The organism is Qipengyuania polymorpha (assembly GCF_019711435.1).
In the GTDB taxonomy this organism is placed as follows: domain Bacteria; phylum Pseudomonadota; class Alphaproteobacteria; order Sphingomonadales; family Sphingomonadaceae; genus Qipengyuania; species Qipengyuania polymorpha.
Genome location: NZ_JAIGNK010000005.1, coordinates 17348 through 36969 on the forward strand (window position 1 = coordinate 17348; position 19622 = coordinate 36969).

Annotated in this window: 16 protein-coding genes; 13 read left to right on the forward strand and 3 right to left on the reverse strand. The window is 63.7% G+C overall.

The annotated features are described in order from the left end of the window. Positions 1–81 precede the first annotated feature (81 nt). On the reverse strand, positions 82–3087 hold the full coding sequence (locus K3152_RS13360; RefSeq protein WP_247713448.1) for a TonB-dependent receptor: 3006 nt from the start codon (positions 3085–3087) through the stop codon (positions 82–84). A 234-nt stretch (positions 3088–3321) separates the two neighbouring features. Between K3152_RS13360 and K3152_RS13365 the strand changes: the two genes are divergently transcribed. The 5 genes from K3152_RS13365 (at position 3322) to K3152_RS13385 (ending at position 7670) form a co-directional block, all read left to right on the forward strand. Further along, positions 3322–3912, forward strand: a complete 591-nt coding sequence (locus K3152_RS13365; RefSeq protein WP_221574636.1) for a flavin reductase family protein — start codon at positions 3322–3324, stop codon at positions 3910–3912. Between the two features lie 60 nt (positions 3913–3972). Beyond that, on the forward strand, positions 3973–4950 hold the full coding sequence (locus K3152_RS13370) for an NAD(P)H-dependent flavin oxidoreductase (protein WP_221574637.1): 978 nt from the start codon (positions 3973–3975) through the stop codon (positions 4948–4950). Positions 4951–4960: 10 nt separating this feature from the next. Next, positions 4961–5692, forward strand: coding sequence for an SDR family NAD(P)-dependent oxidoreductase (locus K3152_RS13375; protein WP_221574638.1), 732 nt, complete (start codon positions 4961–4963; stop codon positions 5690–5692). A 187-nt stretch (positions 5693–5879) separates the two neighbouring features. Beyond that, on the forward strand, positions 5880–6899 hold the full coding sequence (locus tag K3152_RS13380; protein WP_221574639.1) for an aldo/keto reductase: 1020 nt from the start codon (positions 5880–5882) through the stop codon (positions 6897–6899). 96 nt (positions 6900–6995) lie between these two features. Next, complete coding sequence (locus tag K3152_RS13385) at positions 6996–7670, forward strand: response regulator transcription factor (RefSeq protein ID WP_345719815.1); 675 nt, start codon at positions 6996–6998, stop codon at positions 7668–7670. A 55-nt stretch (positions 7671–7725) separates the two neighbouring features. Here K3152_RS13385 and K3152_RS13390 read toward each other — a convergent pair whose 3' ends face one another. Continuing rightward, complete coding sequence (locus tag K3152_RS13390; RefSeq protein ID WP_221574640.1) at positions 7726–10479, reverse strand: TonB-dependent receptor domain-containing protein; 2754 nt, start codon at positions 10477–10479, stop codon at positions 7726–7728. Between the two features lie 94 nt (positions 10480–10573). Continuing rightward, positions 10574–12142, reverse strand: a complete 1569-nt coding sequence (locus K3152_RS13395) for a hypothetical protein (protein ID WP_221574641.1) — start codon at positions 12140–12142, stop codon at positions 10574–10576. A 250-nt stretch (positions 12143–12392) separates the two neighbouring features. Between K3152_RS13395 and K3152_RS13400 the strand changes: the two genes are divergently transcribed. From K3152_RS13400 to K3152_RS13435, 8 genes are all read left to right on the forward strand, one after another. Beyond that, positions 12393–12770 carry a hypothetical protein gene (locus K3152_RS13400; protein WP_221574642.1) on the forward strand — a complete coding sequence of 126 codons (378 nt, stop codon included), beginning with the start codon at positions 12393–12395 and terminating at the stop codon, positions 12768–12770. Between the two features lie 165 nt (positions 12771–12935). Beyond that, positions 12936–13568 carry a lytic transglycosylase domain-containing protein gene (locus K3152_RS13405; RefSeq protein ID WP_221574643.1) on the forward strand — a complete coding sequence of 211 codons (633 nt, stop codon included), beginning with the start codon at positions 12936–12938 and terminating at the stop codon, positions 13566–13568. Positions 13569–13595: 27 nt separating this feature from the next. Continuing rightward, positions 13596–13883 carry a TrbC/VirB2 family protein gene (locus tag K3152_RS13410; RefSeq protein ID WP_040965706.1) on the forward strand — a complete coding sequence of 96 codons (288 nt, stop codon included), beginning with the start codon at positions 13596–13598 and terminating at the stop codon, positions 13881–13883. Further along, the gene (locus tag K3152_RS13415) at positions 13883–14167 is read left to right on the forward strand and encodes a VirB3 family type IV secretion system protein (RefSeq protein ID WP_040965480.1); all 285 of its coding nucleotides are present in this window, start codon (positions 13883–13885) and stop codon (positions 14165–14167) included. The genes K3152_RS13410 and K3152_RS13415 overlap by 1 nt, the downstream gene beginning before the upstream one ends. Then, complete coding sequence (locus tag K3152_RS13420; protein WP_221574644.1) at positions 14157–16589, forward strand: VirB4 family type IV secretion/conjugal transfer ATPase; 2433 nt, start codon at positions 14157–14159, stop codon at positions 16587–16589. Before K3152_RS13415 ends, K3152_RS13420 begins: the two co-directional genes overlap by 11 nt. Then, positions 16586–17755: a TrbL/VirB6 family protein gene (locus tag K3152_RS13425; protein WP_221574645.1), complete on the forward strand. Its 1170-nt coding sequence runs from the start codon at positions 16586–16588 to the stop codon at positions 17753–17755. The genes K3152_RS13420 and K3152_RS13425 overlap by 4 nt, the downstream gene beginning before the upstream one ends. Next, positions 17752–18516 carry a TrbG/VirB9 family P-type conjugative transfer protein gene (locus K3152_RS13430; RefSeq protein ID WP_221574646.1) on the forward strand — a complete coding sequence of 255 codons (765 nt, stop codon included), beginning with the start codon at positions 17752–17754 and terminating at the stop codon, positions 18514–18516. Before K3152_RS13425 ends, K3152_RS13430 begins: the two co-directional genes overlap by 4 nt. Next, positions 18516–19622, forward strand: coding sequence for a TrbI/VirB10 family protein (locus K3152_RS13435; RefSeq protein WP_221574647.1), 1107 nt, complete (start codon positions 18516–18518; stop codon positions 19620–19622). The genes K3152_RS13430 and K3152_RS13435 overlap by 1 nt, the downstream gene beginning before the upstream one ends.

Consider the following 19622-nt stretch of genomic DNA (forward strand, 5'->3'; position numbering starts at 1 on the left):
TAAGGAGAGCCGCACTGCGCGCTGGCAGTGCGGCTCTCGAAACTTCGCGGAGTGGGAGGGGGCAGGGCCCCCTCGCCAGACTTAGAAGGAGAAGCGAACACCTGCCGCGTAACGCGGTGCACCGCGATAGGAGAAGAAGGTGTTGTTGTAGCTCCGGCGGTAACCCTTCAGGTTTTCGCCGGTGAGGTTGATACCCTCGACGAAGACCGTCAGCCCCATGTCGAACTCGTAGGAAGCGCTGGCATCGACCTGCCAGTATTCGTCACGATAGAAGGGGTTGGTCGGGTTGGAGCTATAACCGGCCAGGAAGTCGTCACGCCAGTTCCATGCGACACGAGCCTGGAACGGACCCTTGTCGTAGAAGGCAACCGCGTTGGCGCTGTCGGACAGGCCGACGAGAGCGAACTGGTCGACGCTGGCAGGCTGGGTGTTGTCGAACGTCGCATCGCCGTTGACGATGGTGTAGTTCAGAATGACACCGAAGCCGGTTTCCCAGAAGTTGTGCTGGAGCGCGAATTCCCAGCCGTCGATGGTCGCGGTACGATCGGAGTTAGCCGGTACCGTTACGTCAACCTGCAGCGGCGCATCTTCCGGCAAGCCCCTGATGTTGATGCCGCCATTGTTGCCGACGAAGGTCGTCTCCGGATAATTCGCAATGATGTAATCGCGAATTGCGTCATTGCCCGCATTTGCTCCCAGAACTGCGCGAGCTTCATCTGCACGCGGACCGTCATACGGATTGGTTATGCCGTCGATCGTGCCCTGGTAGCTGCCGTTGAACGAGATGTAATTCTCGACGTTCTTACGGAAGTAGCCGACCGACAGGTAGCTTGCATTGCCGTAGTACCATTCAGCCGAAACGTCGAAGTTCTCGGACTTGAAAGGAAGCAGGCCGGGGTTTCCCTGGTTCCCGTCTGCGCCGTCAACGCGGAACAGCGGGTTGTAGGTCAGGCCACCCTGAAGGTTGTCGTAGGTCGGGCGTGTGATCGTATGGCTGTACGATGCACGCAGCTTGATGTCTTCGAACGGCTCGATGTCGAAGTCGACATTGGGCAGCCAGAAGTCGTAATCGCCCTTCGCGCTCGTGAAGATGCGGTTATCGTCATCGATTTCGAGATAGAATTCGTTCGCCGAAGCCCAGTACGATCCGGTGACCGAAGGCACGAGTGCGGTCGATTCCACCGAGGTGGTTTCGTAGCGGAGGCCCGTGATAAGGTGCGCTTCACCGGCGCCGACATCAAACGTGAAGTTGGCTTCTGCGAACGGCGCAAGGGTCGTTTCCTTGATCCGGCGATCGGTGGTCGGTTTTGCAAGACAGGTGCCTGCCTGCGGCGTTCCGACACCGGGCTGGCTGCAGATGTTGAACTGGTCTTCGAGAAGACCCACCACACGCTCCACGTCGAAACCGTAGAACTGCTGGATGATGTTCGGATTATCGACACCGTCCATACCACGGAAAGCTTCCGTGACATCGATCGGGAAGAAGACATCATCCGGCAGGTCGGCGGCGGTGCCGAGACCACCCCAGGTTTCGTTCTGCAGGAAGCCGTAGGCCGATTTGACCTTGTTTTCGGTGTAGGTGACGCCGAAGTCGAGGCTTTCGAGGAAGCCGCTGTCCGATTCCCAGTTACCGCTCAGCTGCACCTGGTCGATGTCGTCGCGGAAGAAGGCGTTACGGAAGGCGTTACCCGTGGCGAAGCGCTGCGAGATGTCGTTCGAGTCAACGCCGGTGGCGTTGGTGTACGAAATGACCGGCAGGTCGCTGGTAAAGTCGATGGTCTGCGTCTGCAGGCCGAAGACGGCCGTGCCGACCGAAACGTTCGAACCGTAGGGCAAGGTCGGCTTCGATTCCGCGCTCGAGGTGTGCGCATCGAGAACCCAGGTGAAGTTGCCCGGAGCCTTCCATTCGACGTTGAAGCCGAGCGACTTGTTGGTCGAACGGTTCGCGGTGAGCGAGCCCGAGTAGGAAAGGTCCGAGGGACCCGTGCCGAAATCTTCCGAGTAGAACAGAAGGTCGGCAACCGGACCGTCGCTGAACGCGCTGCTGGTATTGCCGTGGTTGAACCAGATACCGACCGAGCTCTGGCGAGCTTCGACTTCATTCTGCGAATAGGTGTAGTCGGTGGTGAAGGTCAGGTTGTCCGACGGGGCGTACTGCAGGACGACCTGGCCGTTGATACGCTCACGCGTGATGTCGGTGACGTTGTACGAACCGTTCTGCGGAACCGAGTAGACGTCGGTCGCGCCCGGAGGGTTCTGGGTGTTGTCGCGGAAGCAGACCGTACCCCAGTTCCATTCGTCGGCCGAGCCGCAGCCCAGGTAACCGTCGCGGAAATCGCTGAAGAACTGGTTGAAGCCCGAATTGCGCTTCTGGTAGCTGCCGGTGACGGCGATACCGAACTGCGCTTCGTCACCCCAGGTGTTCGAGATGATACCCGAGATTTCCGGAGTGATGCTGACGTCGCCGTTCTCGGAATCGTCATAGACACCCTTGGCCGCGATCGAACCCTTGAAACCGGGTGCGTCCAGCGGGCGCGGGGTACGGATGTTGATGCTCGAACCGATACCGCCCGAAGGAACGGTGGCACGGCCGGTCTTGTACACTTCGACGGCCGCAACCGCTTCCGAAGCGAGGTTGCCGAAGTCGAACGAGCGCGAGGAGGGCGCGCTGGCACCGTCGCCGAGCGTCGAGGTCGGCATCTGGCGACCGTTGAGCGTGACGAGGTTGTATTCCGGGCCGAAGCCGCGAACGGTGACGCGGGCGCCTTCGCCGTTTTCACGGTCGATCGACACGCCGGTGATGCGCTGCAGCGACTCAGCAAGGTTCGTATCGGGGAACTTGCCGATATCTTCCGCCGAGATTGCATCGACGACACCCTGCGCCTCGCGCTTGATGTTCATCGCGTCGCGCAGCGATGCGCGAATACCGGTAACGACGATAACGTCGTCAGCCGCGACTACCTCTTCGGCAGCCTCTTCATCCGCAGTCGCATCCTGTGCGAAAGCGGTGGTTGCACCCATACCCATCGCCATGACCGAGGCACCGGCCAGGTACTTGGCGAACGTGGGCTTACGTCCAAAAGCCATCTGATTCTCCTCCCAAAACAGGCATTTGGCTCACCCAAATACCCTTTTGTGAACGTTCACCTAATTTATAACCGCCACCCGGTCAACGCGCGCAACCGTATGCGCGACACAAAAATGCGTCACTGTTGCATTCTTGTTTCGGTTGGTTACGCGGGAGTCCGAAATCCATACGAATGCGGACTCACAATCTTGCGTGTTGCCCTTGATGGCCCGCGCGGTTAGCGCTGCACGCGCATGTTCGATCCCCAAGCCTTCCGCAGCGCGCTCGGTTCCTTCGCCACGGGTGTGACCATCGTCACAACGCGCGATGCATCGGGCGCGCCGGTGGGGCTGACGGCGAACAGCTTCAATTCGGTCAGCCTCGATCCGCCGATGGTCTTGTGGAGCCTCTCGCTCCACTCGGGCAGCCTGCCGGTGTTCCGCGATGCCGAGACCTGGGCGGTGCATATCCTCGCTGCCGACCAGCAGGATATGTCCGACCGTTTCGCCACGCCTGCAATCGACAAGTTTGCCGGGCTGGACCTCGTCGATGGTCCCGAAGGAGCCCCGCTCATCGAGGGCTGCGCCGCACGTTTCGGCTGCCGCGCGCGCTTCGAATACGAGGGCGGTGACCACGCGATTTTCCTTGGCGAGGTGGTCGATTTCGACCGGCGCGAGGCAGAGCCGCTCATCTATCACGGCGGGCAATATGGCCGCATCATGCGCGCTCCTTCGGGCGAGGACCTGGAGCGTGAAGGGCTTGCCGAAGAAAGCGGCGAAGGCCTTTCCCTTACGGCGCGCGGGACCGAACTGCTCGCGGCGCTGGAGCGTATCGCGAAGCGCTAGACTTGAGCACCTCCCGCCGATACCGGTTGCAAAACGCAACACGAAAGGGAGAGCCGCACCATGAAAACCGCCATCACCGAAATGTTCGGTATCAAGCACCCCATCATCCAGGGCGGCATGCATTACGTCGGTTTCGCGGAGATGGCGGCGGCGGTGTCGAATGCGGGCGGGCTGGGCATCATCACCGCCCTGACGCAGGGCACGCCCGAAAAGCTCGCCAATGAAATCGCGCGCTGCAAGGACATGACCGACAAGCCCTTCGGCGTGAACCTGACCTTCCTGCCCACGGTCAACGCTCCCGACTATCCGGGCCTCGTGCGCACTATCATCGAGGGCGGGGTGAAAATCGTCGAGACCGCGGGCAACAATCCCGCGCAGGTACTTCCCTATTTCAAGGATGCGGGCGTCAAGGTCATCCACAAATGCACCAGCGTGCGCCACAGCCTCAAGGCCCAGTCAATCGGCTGCGATGCGGTGAGTGTCGACGGCTTCGAATGCGGCGGCCATCCGGGCGAAGATGATATTCCCAACATGATCCTGCTGCCCCGCGCAGCGGACGAGCTGGAAATCCCTTTCGTCGCCAGCGGCGGGATGGCCGACGGGCGCAGCCTTGTCGCCGCGCTGGCCATGGGCGCGGACGGGATGAACATGGGCACGCGCTTTATCGCCACGAAGGAAGCGCCGGTGCACGAGAATGTGAAGGCGGCTATCGTCGCGGCGAGCGAACTCGACACCCGCCTCGTCATGCGCCCCTTGCGCAATACCGAGCGCGTGATGACCAATGATGCGGTCGAGGAATTGCTGAAAATCGAGAAGGAGAAGGGCGCCGACCTCAAGTTCGAGGACATCATCGAGCAGGTCGCGGGCGTCTATCCGCGCATCATGACCGAAGGCGACATGGATGCAGGCGCATGGTCCTGCGGCATGGTGGCCGGCCTCATCAACGATATCCCGACCTGCCAGGAGTTGATCGATAATATCATGGCGCAGGCCGATGAGATCATCACCAAGCGCCTCGCCGGCTTCCAAGCGGGTTGAGGAGGCATCCATGACCAATCCGCTCGACTTTTCCGGCAAGACCGTCCTCGTCGTCGGAGGGACGAGCGGTATCGGCAACGGTATCGCGCAGGCCTTTCGCGAGAACGGGGCCGAGGTGCATGTAACCGGCACGCGCACTTCGGCAGATGACTATCCCGACAGCGAGATGGAGGGGCTGCATTTCGCGCAGCTCGACGTGTCGGATCGCGATGCGGTGGATGCTTTCGACTGGCCCGAAGCGCTCGATGTTGTGGTGCTGTGCCAGGGCATCGCCCGCTATGGCCGCGAGGAGTTTACCCGCGATGGCTGGGACGCGGTGATGGAGGTCAATCTCGACAGCCTGCTCGATTGCGCCAATGCCACGCGGCAGAAGCTGGCCGATAGTGGCGGATCGCTGATTATCGTGAGCTCGGTCGGTGGTTATCGCGGGCTGGTCGGCAACCCGGCCTATGGCGCGAGCAAGGCGGGCGCCATCAGCATGGTGAAATCGCTCGGCGTGGCATTCGGGGCCGAGGGCATTCGCGTCAACGGCATCGCACCGGGCTATGTCCATACCAAGATCAACGATGCCTTCCTGAAGGACGAGAAGACCCAGAAACAGATTATCGCCAGCACCCCGCGCGGGCGGCTGGGCCTGCCCGAAGACATGGCGGGCGCGGCGCTGTTCCTGGCCTCGCCGCTGGCAGACTATGTGGTCGGGCAGACTATCAGCGTCGACGGCGGGATGAGCGTGGGGGCCTGACGCGGCATTTTCCTACTCGTCCGATTGATGGCATGGGCGATGAATGCAGTGGCGGGAATTTTTCGCCCAAGTGTCAACTTCGCATAGGCCGAAAGACGCTTTAAAATTCAGTTGCTTGCAGGGGAATGGGGAGGCTGACATGGTGTCAACTCTGTCAACTTCGTGCTGAAACGGGAGAAGCTCTTACATGGAATACGCCAATCTCGGACCCAGCGGCCTCAAGGTTTCGCGCCTGTGCCTCGGCTGCATGAGCTATGGCGACACCACTCGCGGCTGGCACGGCGACTGGGTGCTGGGCGAAGAGGAAAGCCGCCCCTTCATCCGCGAGGCGGTGGAGGCGGGCATCAACTTCTTCGATACGGCCAATATGTACTCCAAGGGCGCTTCGGAAGAGGTCATCGGCCGCCTGCTGCCCGAGTTCACCCATCGCGACGAAATCGTGGTCGCGACCAAGGCCTATTTGCCGTGGCGCAACACGCCCAATGCTGGTGGGCTTTCGCGCAAGAGCTTATTTCAGGCCATCGACGACAGCCTGGCGCGGCTGGGCATGGATTATGTCGACCTGTTCCAGATCCATCGCTGGGACGAGAGCACGCCCATCGAGGAAACGATGGAGGCGCTCCACGACATCGTGAAGGCGGGCAAGGCGCGGTATATCGGCGCATCTTCAATGGCGGCATGGCAATTCGCCAAGGCGCAGGAAGTGGCGCGGGCGCGCGGCTGGACGACGTTCGTTTCGATGCAGAACCACGTGAACCTGCTCTACCGCGAGGAGGAGCGCGAGATGATACCACTCTGCCGCGACCAGGGCGTGAGCCTCATCCCGTGGTCGCCGCTGGCGCGCGGACGGCTGGCGCGGGCGTGGGACGAGAGCACGGTGCGCAGCGAGACCGACGGCTTCGGCAAGACGCTCTACACGCAGAATGTCGATGCCGACCGCGAGGTTATCGAGGCGGTCGGCGCGATTGCCGAAGAGCGCGGGACTTCACGGGCAACGGTCGCATTGGCGTGGCACTTCGCAAAAGGCATTACCGCCCCCATAATCGGCGCGACCAAGCCGGGGCATATCGGCGCGGTGGTCGAGGCCATGACACTCGGGCTGACCGGTGAAGAGGTCGAACGGCTGGAAAAACCCTATCGCCCAAAAATGCCGGTTGGGGTGGTTTCGACTGCTCCGGATTTCGGGAAAGTCACGCTGACAAGCTGAACTCCCGCCGAGTGTTACAAAGCGCGCTTTGCGGTCACAAACCAGTCACATGAATGCGCCATCGCTTGACCCCTAACAGGGGTAAGGGACGCGCGCGTGGCCGTGATAAATATCTTGATGACCGGCGATGAGGTCGGCGGCTGGGACGGGTTCGACAATGGCGATATGCGTTATGTTTTCGACCGGCTGACAGCCAGCGGTCCGCAGCGGCTTATCGAGGGGCCGGTCTGCGCTTTCGTCGACTGGGTGCTGGAGGATTTGTCCGGCCTCGAGATGTGCCGCCGCCTGCGCGCAGACCCGCGCACCGCAGATGCGCATGTGACCATGGTGCTCGAAAGCTGCGATGCCGAGGACAAGCGCCGCGCACTGGCCGCCGGGGCAGATGACTATGTGGTCGGGCCGGTCGACCGTACCGGCGTGCTCGACCGTGTGCTTGCGCTCGGCACGGGCCGCATCGCGCAGGCGACCAACCGGCCTTTCACGCTGGGCGACCTCGAAATCGACCTGCCTGCCCTGCAGGCTCGCTGGCAGGACAAGCCGATCCCGCTGCGACCGAACGAATTTCGCCTGCTGCGCTTCTTCGCCGAGAATGCCGACCGCGTGCTGAGCAGGGGCGAGCTCATCGACGGCCTCGGCAAGCAGGAGCCGCCCATCGACGAACGCACCGTCGATGTCTGGATTGGCCGTCTTCGCCGCGCCCTGCGGCAAGTGGGCGCGGGCGACCCCATCCGCACTGTCCGTTCGCTCGGCTACGTCTACGACAGCCACTGAAAAAGGGGCCGCTCCGAAGAGCGACCCCCGCAAGGCTGCTTCCGGGTGGAAGGAGCTAGAATTTTAGCGAGGCGCCGAGGCTGAAGCTGCGGCCGACATCGTAGCTGTTGATGTCGATGCGGTTCGTGCCGTTGGTCTGGAATTCCTCGTGGCCCTGGCCGGTGAGGTTGCGGGCCTCGAACTTCATCTCGACCTCTGTGCCGGCAAGCTCGAAGCCCTGGCGGACGACGAAGTCGAGTTGCAGGCCGGGCTTTTCGATGATGTCGGGCAGCGGGCCTGCACCGCGGCTGGAGACACGGTCGCTGGCGTATTTCACCAGCACGGTGAATTGGCTCAGCCGGTCGAGGTCCTCGAGGCCGAGCTGAAGGTTCACGAGGTGGTCCGACTGGCCGGTCAGGGGCACGCCGTCGTCGAAATAGTTTGTCGCCGGCTGGTCCGCGAAGGGGAAGACCCGCGCGATGTCGCCGTCACCCACTTTGATTTCCGACTGGGTGTAGGTGTAGTTCGCCACCACCACCAGCTGCTGGCTGTCGAACCAGCCGCCAAGGTCGAACAGGTCGATATTGTACTGGAACTCGGCCTCGCCCCCAAAGAGTTCGGCCTGCGGGGCGTTGGCGAAACCGCTGATGATTTCGTTGTCGCTGAAGCTGGTGAACACTTCGATCGGGTTGGTGATGTCCTTGTAGAAACCTGCCACGCTCGCGCGGCTGCCGCCACCAATGTAATATTCGGCGCGGGCCTCGTAGTTCGTCAGCTCGCTGTCGATGAGGCTGGGGTTGCCGTTGAATTGGCGGTTGGTCTCCGGATCGAAATAGGTCTGGAAGATAAGCTCGCGGAACTGCGGGCGGGCGATGGTCTTCGAAGCGCTGGCGCGAAACTGGAGACTGTCGGTCGCTTCCCAGGTCAGCGTGCCGCCGGGCAGGAAGTAATCGTTCTCGAGCAGCGTGCCGCTCGATGAGCCGAGCGGCTCGGCGAATACCTCGACCGGGTCGATGGTCTGCGTAGCATCCTCGTAACGTACGCCTAAGTCGAGCGAGATGCGGTCAGTCGGGCGTACATTGACCTTGACGTAGGCGGCCTGGATTTCGAGCGCGGCAGCGAAGGCCGGGTCGGCCTGAGTCGTCTCGAAGATGGTCAGCTCATAGGGTCCGATGCCCGCTGCGGTCTGCGCATCGCGGTCGAAAGCAAGGTCGATAAGCGCATCGCCGAGCAGATTGTCGGGACGGAACACGCCGAAGTATTCGGGGAAGTTCGACGTGCCGCGGATGTCGAATTCGCGGCGGGTCGAGAAACGGTCGGTGTCGGTATAGGCATAGCCGACCGTCGCGTTCAGCCAGTCGTTGAAGACATAGCCCACGTCCACGCCGCCGTACCACAGGTCTTCTTTGAGGTCGGAAAAGGCGACAATCGCCCCGCCACGCTGCGGGTCGAGCGTGTTGAGGTAGATGTCACCGAAGGGGTCGTTCGCATTGTTCGTGCGGACGTAGCTGAATTCCCACTCGAACGGGGCTTCGCGCTTGGTCTGCGCATAGCCGCCGCGAAGGTCGAGAGTGAGGTCGCCGAATTCGAGCTCGCCGACGAACTGGCTGTTGAACAGCTGTCGCTCGAACCACGAGGTGCTCTGGTTGAGTTCGCTGTCGCCGTCCTGGAAGTCGGTGCCTTCCTCCAGCGCCGCACGCTTCAGCGTGTCGTGGATATAGACATTGGTGAAACGGAACTTGTGCTCGCCCACTTCGAGGCCGAAGCCGAGCATGCCGTTGACCAGCACGCGGTTGTCGGTCGCGAATTCGCGGAAGTCCGTGTCGAGTTCGAGGTCGGTGTTGGCCGCGGTCTGCTTCGTGATGAAGCGGTTGCGCCACTTGTTGCTGATCGAGCCGGTGGCAATGATGCCCAGCATTCCGTCAGAGAAGACATCGAAGCTCGTCCCCGCCGTCACGCCGGTCGAGAAATTGACCGGCAAGTCGCCGATTTTCTGGACCAGGTAGAGGTTGGGGTCGTTGATGTCCTTGAGGATGGCCGCCGTGTCCACGCCCTGGTCGTTGATGCGCGCACCACTGTCGAAGAAGCCCTGCAGCGCGTCGTAATTCTCGACATTGCGGCGGCCCTGGTCGAAGCCGGTCCAGTCCCAGTCGCCGCCGAAATAGGTGTAGCCGGGCCCGAAGGTGGTCTCGGTATCGCCCGAAATCGAGCCGCTGACGGTGAGGAAGGTTTCGGTCGGGATGGCGCGGGTGGTCAAATTGATGACACCGCCGCCGAACTCGCCCGGGAAGTTGGCCGAATAGGTCTTCTGCACGAGGCTGGATGCGACGACGCTGGTAGGGAAAATGTCGAGCGGGACGACGCGGCTAAGCGGCTGCGGCGAGGGGAGCGGCAGGCCGTTCAGGAGCGCGAGCGAATAACGGTCGCCAAGCCCGCGGACATAGACGAGGCCGTTGCCCTGCTGCGAAAGGCCGGTGATGCGGCCGAGCGCGCCAGCGATGTCGCCTTCACCCGTACGGGCAATTGTCGCGGTATCGAGCACGTTCACCACCTGCGGCGAGGCGCGCGTCACGTCGCGGTTGCGGCGTCCGGTGACGACGATGGTGCCGCCGGGAATGGAGATGTCGGGCTGCGCTTCTTCTTCCTGCGCGACATCGCCCGGAACGGTATCGTTCGCAGTGTCGATGTCCTGCGCCAGTTCCTCGTCGGGAACTTCCTCTTCGGTCGGCGGCGGACCTTCCGCGCCGGTGCTCTGCGCGAGCGCGGCTGCGGGGAAGGTGAGTGCGGTGGAGAGCAGGAGCAGGGCGGAAAGCTGCTTGCCGGATGACATGGGATTGACCCCCTCAATAAGGTCGGAAACTGGAAAAAATGCAAAAGGGGCGGGGACGCGAACTATGCCGCGTCCCCGCCTGTCTTGGGCCGTGTCAGTCGTAGACCGGCAGGCTGGTGCAGGGCGAGGTCGAGCTGTCGAAGGTCACGGTGCTGGAGGTACAGGTCCAGCCGTTCACCCAGTCGGCATTCTCGGTGAAGACCGCGCCGATGCGGGCGGGCGTCTCGAAGAAGCTGTCCCAGCTGGCGACATCGAAGACCACCACGGCGTCTTCATTCGTGCCGTTCAGGAACAGGTTCTGCAGCGTGTTGGTGAAGGCCGAATTGTTGTTCGAACCGCTATCGAAGACGGTCTCGACATCGGCAGCGGTCGCACCCGAACCGTCACGGAAGGGCGTATCGCAATCGAGCACGAAGCTGTCGAAGGCGACCGGGCCGCTTTCGTCGGGGCCGGTGGTGCGAAAGAGTTCTTCCTGGCCGTCGACGCGAATGCAGGCCGTGCCTTGGTTCGATACGAGCACCGAGTTGGCGATCGAATAGTCGGCAAAGCCGCGAATACGCACGACCTGGTCGTCGGCCCTCTGGTGGACGAAGGTCGCGTTCGAGATGCGCGTGTTCTGGCGCGGGGCGCTGTCGTTGAACGCGTTGTCGCTGTCGGCTTCGATGATCGTGTCGCCTGCGCCGGGGCGCTGGATGGCGATGACATACTGGAGGTTGGCCTTGACGCCGGTATCGGTGTCGATGCTGTCGTCTTCCGCGCCGACGACGATGAGGTTGGTCAGGTTGACCGAGCCGCCGAAGAACTCGACGCCGTCGTCCGAGCTGTTGAAGCTCATGATGTGGCTGAGTTCGGTGCCCGTGCCCGTACCGCCGGTGGTCAGCGACTGGAGCTCGCTGTCACCCGAAAGCACGAAGCCCGAGTAGCGGATTTGCACGTAGCTCATGCTGCCCGAGCTGTCGTCGCGGGTCGCGCCGCCGAAGATGGCCGGCTGTGCCGCGCCTTCGACCTGGCGTTCGCAGTTCACGCTGCCCGGGGTTGCGCCCGATGCGATACAGTCGGTTACCGGAGCGCGGCCCGAGAGGACGACGCCGCCCCACTGGCCCGACGAGCTGTCGGTGTTGAGGCCCTGCACGTTGTCGCGGCTGGTGAAGATGATCGGGCGGTCGGCAGTGCCGTTCGCCTGGATGGTGTTGCCGCGGTTGACGTTGAGGAAGCTCGAACCCGAAGCATAGACGATAACGCCCGGCTCGATGGTCAGCTGGACATCGGTGTCATCGAGACCGTCGCTGGTGTCGGGTGCAGGACCGCCATCGGTGCCGACATCGACGCGGCCGTTCATGCGGTAAAGCAGGCCTTCGATATAGGGCAGCGTGCTGCTGGCGGTGAAGCGCGCAGGCATGGTGCAGACGCGGTATTCGCCGGTCGGGCCCGAGATCGTGCCGCTGTCGGTCAGGCCGACCGGGTCGCTGATGGTCGGGCAACCGGCTGCGGGGGTCACCAGCATGGCGGTCGGCGTGGGCATCGGGGTCGGCGTGCCGCCATTGCCGCCGACATTGATGGTCACATTGCCGCCGGTACCGGGCGACACGATTTCATCGGCGCCGCAAGCCGAGAGGGCGAGTGCGGAAGTGCCGAGAACGAGCAGGCGAGAAAGATTGGTCACGGGTTCGGTCCCCTCAAAAAACCGGAAATGAGTCGAAATTCGAGATGCGAATTCGTTGATCGCGACTCGCCAGCTAGGGGTGCCGTGTGACAGTTTGTGTCGCTTCGTGACCGTTGTGTTGCAGTTTCAACAGGTTTTCGGCCCGCGCCGCGCACATTTCAGAAATATGACAACGTTACGGTTTTGTTGCAGTTCGGTCGGGGCTGAAATATCTCGCTCCCACAAGTTTGGGAGAACAAAAGATATGTCGATGCTTGCAGCAGTAGTGCTTCTGGTCGCAGCCGAAGGCCCGGTGATGACCGTGACGGCGCCCGACAGCGAGTATGATATCGGTTATGCCGAGCTGGTCGCTGGTGATGCTCGCGGGGCGATTGAGGCGATCGAGAACTGCGACAAGCTGCCGGAAAGTGACCCGGCGCGGCAGATCAACCACGCTGTCGCCCTCGCGCGCGTGGGTGACTATGAGGAAGCGCGTGACCGTTTCGCTGCCGCTGCGCGCAATGCCGACCGGCTCGAACTACAGACCTCCACCGGCGACTGGGTCGATTCCAAGGTCCTAGCCCGCCGCGGCCTCGCCATGCTCGATAGCGGCGATTTCCGCGGCTACGAGGCGCTCGCCGTCCGCTGATATTTCTCCGCAAGAGCGGATCTCTCCGACTGGGCCCGTGCCTGCCAGACGGCAGGTGCGGGCCCTTCTTCTTGGGTGCTATCCACCAAATCTGGCATATTCAGCTTCCTGTCACCCCAATGTCATGTAGAGTGTCCACTGGGGTCGCACGGAGGGTGTTCGACAATGATTCGCGCACACTTGGCGCCGGTGGCAGGATTGGCCTGCCTGGCGCTGACCGCTTTCCCGGCGAAAGCGGATGTCTTGGAGATCGATGCGGACGGAGCGCGCTGGGTAGCCGGCGGAGGCTCCGACCTAGCTGCTGCGCAGCTCGTCGATGCCGGATTTGCCGCTCCGGTGGCCGAGGTTCCGGCGGAAATTTACGTGCCCGATGTGGTGGTCGCCAATCCGCAAAACCATGCAGTGGGCGTGCCGGAGATTTACCGCGCCAAGGTCAATGAACTGGCCGCGAAATATGATTTGTCGGCCTCGCTTATCGAGGCGATGGTGTGGCAGGAAAGCCGCTGGCGGCATGACGCCGTCTCGCCCGTCGGGGCGCAGGGGCTGGCCCAGTTGATGCCGGGCACGGCGCGCGATCTGGGGGTCGACCCGCGCGACCCGTTTGCCAATCTCGAAGGCGGTGCGCGGTACCTTCGCACCCAGCTCGACAGGTTCGACGGCGACCTCGAAAAGGCGCTCGCCGCCTATAACGCCGGCCCCGGCCGGGTAGAGCGCGCAGGAGGCATCCCGCGCATCCGCGAAACACAGAATTACGTGGCCGCCATCATGGGCCGCCTTGCAGACCATTCACGGGAGTAGACAATCTTGAAATCGCTTTTCGCCAAGATGGTGGCCATCGCCGCTCTTCTCAGCCCTTCGGCAGCTTTCGCACAGGCCGTGCAGCAGGACCCCGCCGGCTCCGGGCCGGTCGTCAATGCGCTGGCATGGCTGCAGGGCACGCTGCTCGGTAATGTCGCCACCGCGGTTGCGGTCATGGCCGTGGCCGCCGTCGGCTTCATGATGCTCACCGGCCGCCTCAACTGGCGCTTCGGCGCGACCGTCATCATCGGCGTCTTCATCCTGTTCGGTGCGGCCAGCATCGTCGCCGGTATCCAGGGCGTGGCGGCAGCCTGATGACTGCGCTCGTCCGCCACCCCGTGCACAGAGCGCTGACGCGTCCGCAGATGTTTGCGGGCGTGACGCTCAACTATTTCGTGATCAACGGGGTCGTGACGACCGAAGTCTTCCTCATCACCGGCAGCTTCTGGGCTCTGCTCGCCGCGCTGGTGATGCATGGTGTCGGCTATTTCGCCTGCCTGCGCGAACCGCGCATTTTCGACCTCTGGATTACCAAGGTGTCGAAGTGTCCGCGCGTGAAGAACTACAAGCGCTGGGGGTGCAATTCCTATGCCGCGTAAGACCAAATGGATCGGCCCCGCCGCATGGAGCGAGAAGGAAGCCCGCGCGGGCGACCGCCTGCCTTATGCGCGGCTGGTCGACGAACACACGGTGCTGCTGCGCGACGGCAGCCTGATGACCGCCATCCAGGTCCCGGGCCTCTTGTTCGAGACCGAGGATAGCGACGCGCTGAACGCCCATGCGGCGACGCGCGAAGTGATGCTGCGTTCGACGCTCGATGCGCGCTTCGTCATGTATCACCACGTCATCCGCCGCCGTGTCGCGGTGGAGCTGGAAGCAGAATTCCCCGACCCCATCAGCCGCCATATCGATGCGCGCTGGAAGGAGCGCCTCGGTTCGGGCCAGCTGTTCGTGAACGACCAGTTCATCACGCTCATCCGCCGCCCCGCACGCGGCAAGGCGGGGCTGGTCGAGCGGATTTCGAAAAAGGCCAAGGGCCGCAAGCAGCAGCTCGAAGCCGACCCCAAGGATTTGCGCGGCCTGCGCGCTGCCGCACAGGGCCTCGTCGCCTCGCTGCAGGCCTATGGCGCAACCGTGCTCGGCGATTACGTCGGGCCGCAGGGGAATGTGAATTCCGAGATGCTGGAGCTGCTTTCCGCGCTCTACAACGGCGAGATGCGCCCCGTGCGCAAGCCCTCGGACGATGTCGACCTCGGTATGATGCTGCCCTACCGCCGCGTCAGCTTCGGGCTCGACGCGCTGGAAATGCGCGGCTCGGGTTCACCCGATTTCGGCGCGATGCTTGGCCTTAAGGATTACCCCGAAGCGACAAGCCCGGGCCTGCTCGACGGACTGCTGCGGCTGCCGTTCGAAATGGTCGTCTCGGAAAGCTACGCACCCGCCGAGCGCCAGACCGCACGCGAACGCATGGACCTCGCCATTCGCCGGTTGAAAAGCGCGGACGAGGAAGCTGTCGCCGAACGTGCCGACATGATGGCCGCGCGCGATGCGCTGGGCAACGGCGCGGTCGGTTTCGGCGACCACCACCTTACCGTGATGGTCAAGGAATCGAGCCTTGCCCGCCTCGACGATGCAACTGCCGCCTGCGCCGCTGCGCTGGGCGATACGGGCGCGATCGCCGTGCGCGAGGATACCAATCTGGAACCCGCTTTCTGGGGCCAGTTCCCCGGTAACGAGGGCTATCTCGTCCGGCGCGCGCTGATTTCCAGCGCCAATATGGCGAGCTTCGGCAGTCTGCACGGATTTGCGCTGGGTCAGGCGCAAGGCAACCACTGGGGCGAGGCGGTGACGCTGCTGGAAACCACCAGCGCGACGCCGTTCTTCTTCAACTTCCACCACGGCGACCTTGGCAATTTCTCGGTCATCGGGCCGTCGGGTTCGGGCAAGACCGTGGTGATGAACTTCCTTGCCGCGCAGGCGCAGAAGTTCAGCCCCCGCACGATCCTATTCGACAAGGACCGCGGCGCCGAGCTCTTCGTACGCGGCATCGGCGGGCGTTACGACAGCATCCGCGCAGGCGAGCCGACCGGCTTCAACCCGATGGCGCTGCCCGATACGCCGGGCAACCGCGCCTTCCTGCGCGACTGGCTGGGCGTGCTGCTCAAGGCCAACGGGCCGGAAGAAGATGCGACCATCGCAGCGGCTGTCGATGCGGCCTATGCCAATGACGCCTCACTTCGCCGCCTGCGTCACTTCAAGGAACTGCTTTCGGGCACGCGCCGCCCGCAGCCGGGTGATTTGGCTGACCGCTTGGGCGCCTGGATCAACTCTGGCGAAAACGCTTGGCTGTTCGACAATGCCGACGACCAGCTCGACCTGACCGCCCGCGTGCTCGGCTTCGACATGACTGCGCTGCTCGAAAACCCCAAGCTGCGCACACCGACCATGATGTATCTCTTCCACCGCATCGATGAGCGTCTCGACGGCAAGCCGACGATGATCCTCATCGACGAAGGCTGGAAGGCGCTGGACGACGAGGTCTTCGCTGCGCGCATCCGCGATTGGCTCAAGACGCTGCGTAAACGCAATGCACTGGTTGGCTTCGCCACCCAGTCCGCGCGCGACGCTTTGGAAAGCCGCATTTCGACTGCGTTGGTGGAGCAGACCGCGACCATGGTCTTCATGCCCAACAGCCGCGCCCGCGTCGAAGACTATTGCGACGGCTTCGGCCTCACCAGCCACGAGCTTGCGCTCATTCGTACGCTTCCTGCGCACAGCCGCTGCTTTCTCGTGCGCCAGCCCGATGCCAGCGTCGTGGTTCGCCTCGACCTCTCGGGCGCGCCCGAAGTGCTGACGCTGCTCTCGGGCCGCGAAAGCTCGGTGCGCCGTCTCGACTTGCTGCGTGAAGCCATGGGCGATGCGCCTGCCGACTGGTTCCCCGCGCTCACCGGCACGGCATGGCCGGGCGGTCCGGACGATGCGCGCGGCGACGATATCGAGATCGGACTGGCGGCCGAATGACCTCCGCCAACTGCCAGCAGGTCGCCGAACAGGTAGGCAACGGGGTCGCAGCGGCGCTGCGCGGCGTCGACTGCGTGGCAGGCGAGGCAAGCGCGGCCGCTTTCGGCAAGCTCTTCGCTTCGGGCGGCGCGCTCAGCTATGCGCTGACCGCGATCCTCACGATATACATCGCGATCTTCGGCTTCCTGCTGCTGACCGGCCGTACCAATATCGGCGTGCGCAGCCTCGTCCCGCGCATGATGACGCTGGGCCTCGTGCTGACTTTTGCCACCAGCTGGGTCGCTTACCAGAGCGTGGTGTGGAACCTCTTCGTCTACACGCCCGACTGGCTCGCCGGGGTGCTGACAGGCACGCGCGGCTCGGCCACCGATGTCTTCGCGCAGAAGATTGATGTCGTCTTCATCGCTATCCAGGAAGCGAGCGGCAACAACCAGGATTTCTCCGCCTTCAGCCCGCACGGGATGATGTGGCTCGGCGCGATGCTGTTCATGCTCGGCACGGTCGGGCTACTGGTCACGACCAAGATTGCGCTCGGCATCCTCGTGGCGCTGGGGCCGGTTTTCGTGGTGCTCGCGCTGTTCAACGGGACGCGCGGCCTCTTTACCGGCTGGCTAAAGGGTGTGGTTATGTGCGCGCTGGCGCCGCTGTTCGCGGTGCTGGGCGGCTCCATCATGCTCGAGCTTGCAGTGCCCATTCTTTCGGCGCTGACTGCCAATCCGGGCGTTGTCCCGGCACAGGCGGGCATGGCCTTCTTCATGATCGGCGCGGTGCATGTCGCGCTGATGGTGATGGTGTTCAAGGTCGCCGGAGCCATGGTGTCTGGGTGGACCGTCTTCGGCCTCGTGCCCTCGAGGGATGACAGCTCGAACCATCAGACGCCGGCTCCCGCACCCGCGCCGCAAGTGGTCCAGCCGCTCGCACACGCGCAGGCCGCCACGCAGGCGAGCGAACAGGCGCGCCGCATCGATGTCTCGGCTGTCGCCACCGGCGCTGCCGCCAACGACAGCGGCGGCGGGACATCGCGCACCACCAAGGTTTACGCGACCGCTTCAGGCGGCGCTCAGACAGGGCCCCTTACCAGTGGCCCAAGCCGCACGACGGGTATCGGCAGCCGTTTCAAGTCCGCCCCGCCGCGCAGTCTCGGTTCTACGGAGAAAAACCCATGAAACGCGCCATGATTGCCGCGCTCTCGCTCTCGCTGCTCAGCGCCCCTGCGCTCGCCGATCCGCGCCTGCAGGAGGTGATGTATGACGAGATGGAGGTCTTCACGCTCCCCGGCCGCGTCAACGTGCAGGCGAGCATCGTCTTCGGCGAGGATGAAGCCATCGAGAACGTCGCCATCGGCAATTCGCAGACATGGCAGGTGACGCCGAACAAGCGCGCCAACATCCTCTTCGTGAAACCCTTGGAGGCACGCGCGGCGACCAACCTGACCGTGGTAACCACCAAGCGCACTTACCTGTTCGACCTCGTGGCCAGTCCGAATGCCAAGCCGCTTTACGTCCTGCGCTTCGATTATCCGGTCGACCCTGAAGAAGAGGCGAAAAAGGCCGAACTGGCCGAGGCCAAGGCCGAACAGCAGGCGCCCGCAGACCCGTTCTCGGCAGTCGACCCGGCCGACCTCAATTTCGCATGGAATGGTGACGGAGACGCCGCGCTATTGCCCGAACGTGCCTTCGACGATGGCGAGGCGACCTTCCTCACCTGGGGTGCCGGGCGCGACGTGCCCGCCATCCTCGTCACCAACGCCAAGGGCGACGAAGGCCCGGTCAACTATACCGTGCGCGGCGATACTATCGTCATCGACGGCGTCCCGCGCTCCATCACATTGCGTGCAGGCGAGCAGGCCGCCACGCTGGTCAACACCGGCCCCGAACGCACCGCGAGCACTGCGGGCGGCGAATTTGCCCGTATGGGAGATAACTGATGCGCCTCGCCAACCGTATCCCGCAGGACACCAGGGTCGCCAACGACACCGATCCGCGTGACGAGACCGATGCCGAAGTCATCGACCTCGCCCAGCGCAACGCCTTCCCCGCCGTGGCGCGTCCCGGCGGCAAGGGCGATGCGATGGGCATGGTGGCGGGCATCGCCATCGTTGCAGGCCTTGGCGCGGTTACGCTCTGGAGCATGAGCAGCGCCCGCCTGCCCGAGCAGCCGAGTGTCGGCAGCGAGGCGGTTGCGCCGCAGCCCGCAGTCCAGCCGGTAGCGCCGCCGCCTGTCGAAGTAGCTCCGCCGACGCCTGCACAGACAGCCGCCATGGCTGCCCCTGCACCCGCTCCGGTGCTGGCCGCGCCACCGCAGCCTGCAGGTAATCCCTACAACAACCCCACCGTCGTCTTCGACGCTGGAAGCGCAGCCGCTACGCTTGCAACCGGTCCGGCTGTCGAGGCAGGCGAGGGCGCTCCACTCGCGCAGACGGGCGATTCCGCCAGCGATTTCGCCAGCCGCGTGGGCGGCGTCGGCGGCGCTCCGGCGCAGGCCAAGGCGATGACCAATCCCGCCACCACGGTGACGCAGGGCACGCTCATCCCCGCCATCCTCGAAACCGCCATCGACACCAATGTGCCGGGCTACGTCCGCGCCGTGGTGAGCCAGGACGTACGCAGCTTCGACGGCACGCAGGTCCTCGTGCCGCGCTCGAGCCGTCTTATCGGCCAGTACCAGTCGGGCATGCAGAACGGCCAGAAACGCGCCTATGTCATCTGGACGCGCCTCATCCGGCCCGACGGTGCCTCGGTGAACCTCGCCTCACCCGCCATCGGCTTTGACGGCACCACGGGTCTCGAAGGCAAGGTCTCGGGCAACGGCTTCTTCAAGCGTTTCGGCTCGGCCATGCTGCTCTCGGTCGTCGGCGGCCTCGGCCAGCTTGCGACCGGCGGCGCAGGCGGGCTGGTGCTCGGCGGCGGCGGCTCGGCGGCGGCCACTGCGGCAGAGCAGGACGGCAAGCGCGGTCCCACGGTGCGTGTGCGGCAGGGCGAGCCCATCCGCATCTTCACCGCCCGCGACCTCGATTTCAGCCGGGTCAGCTGA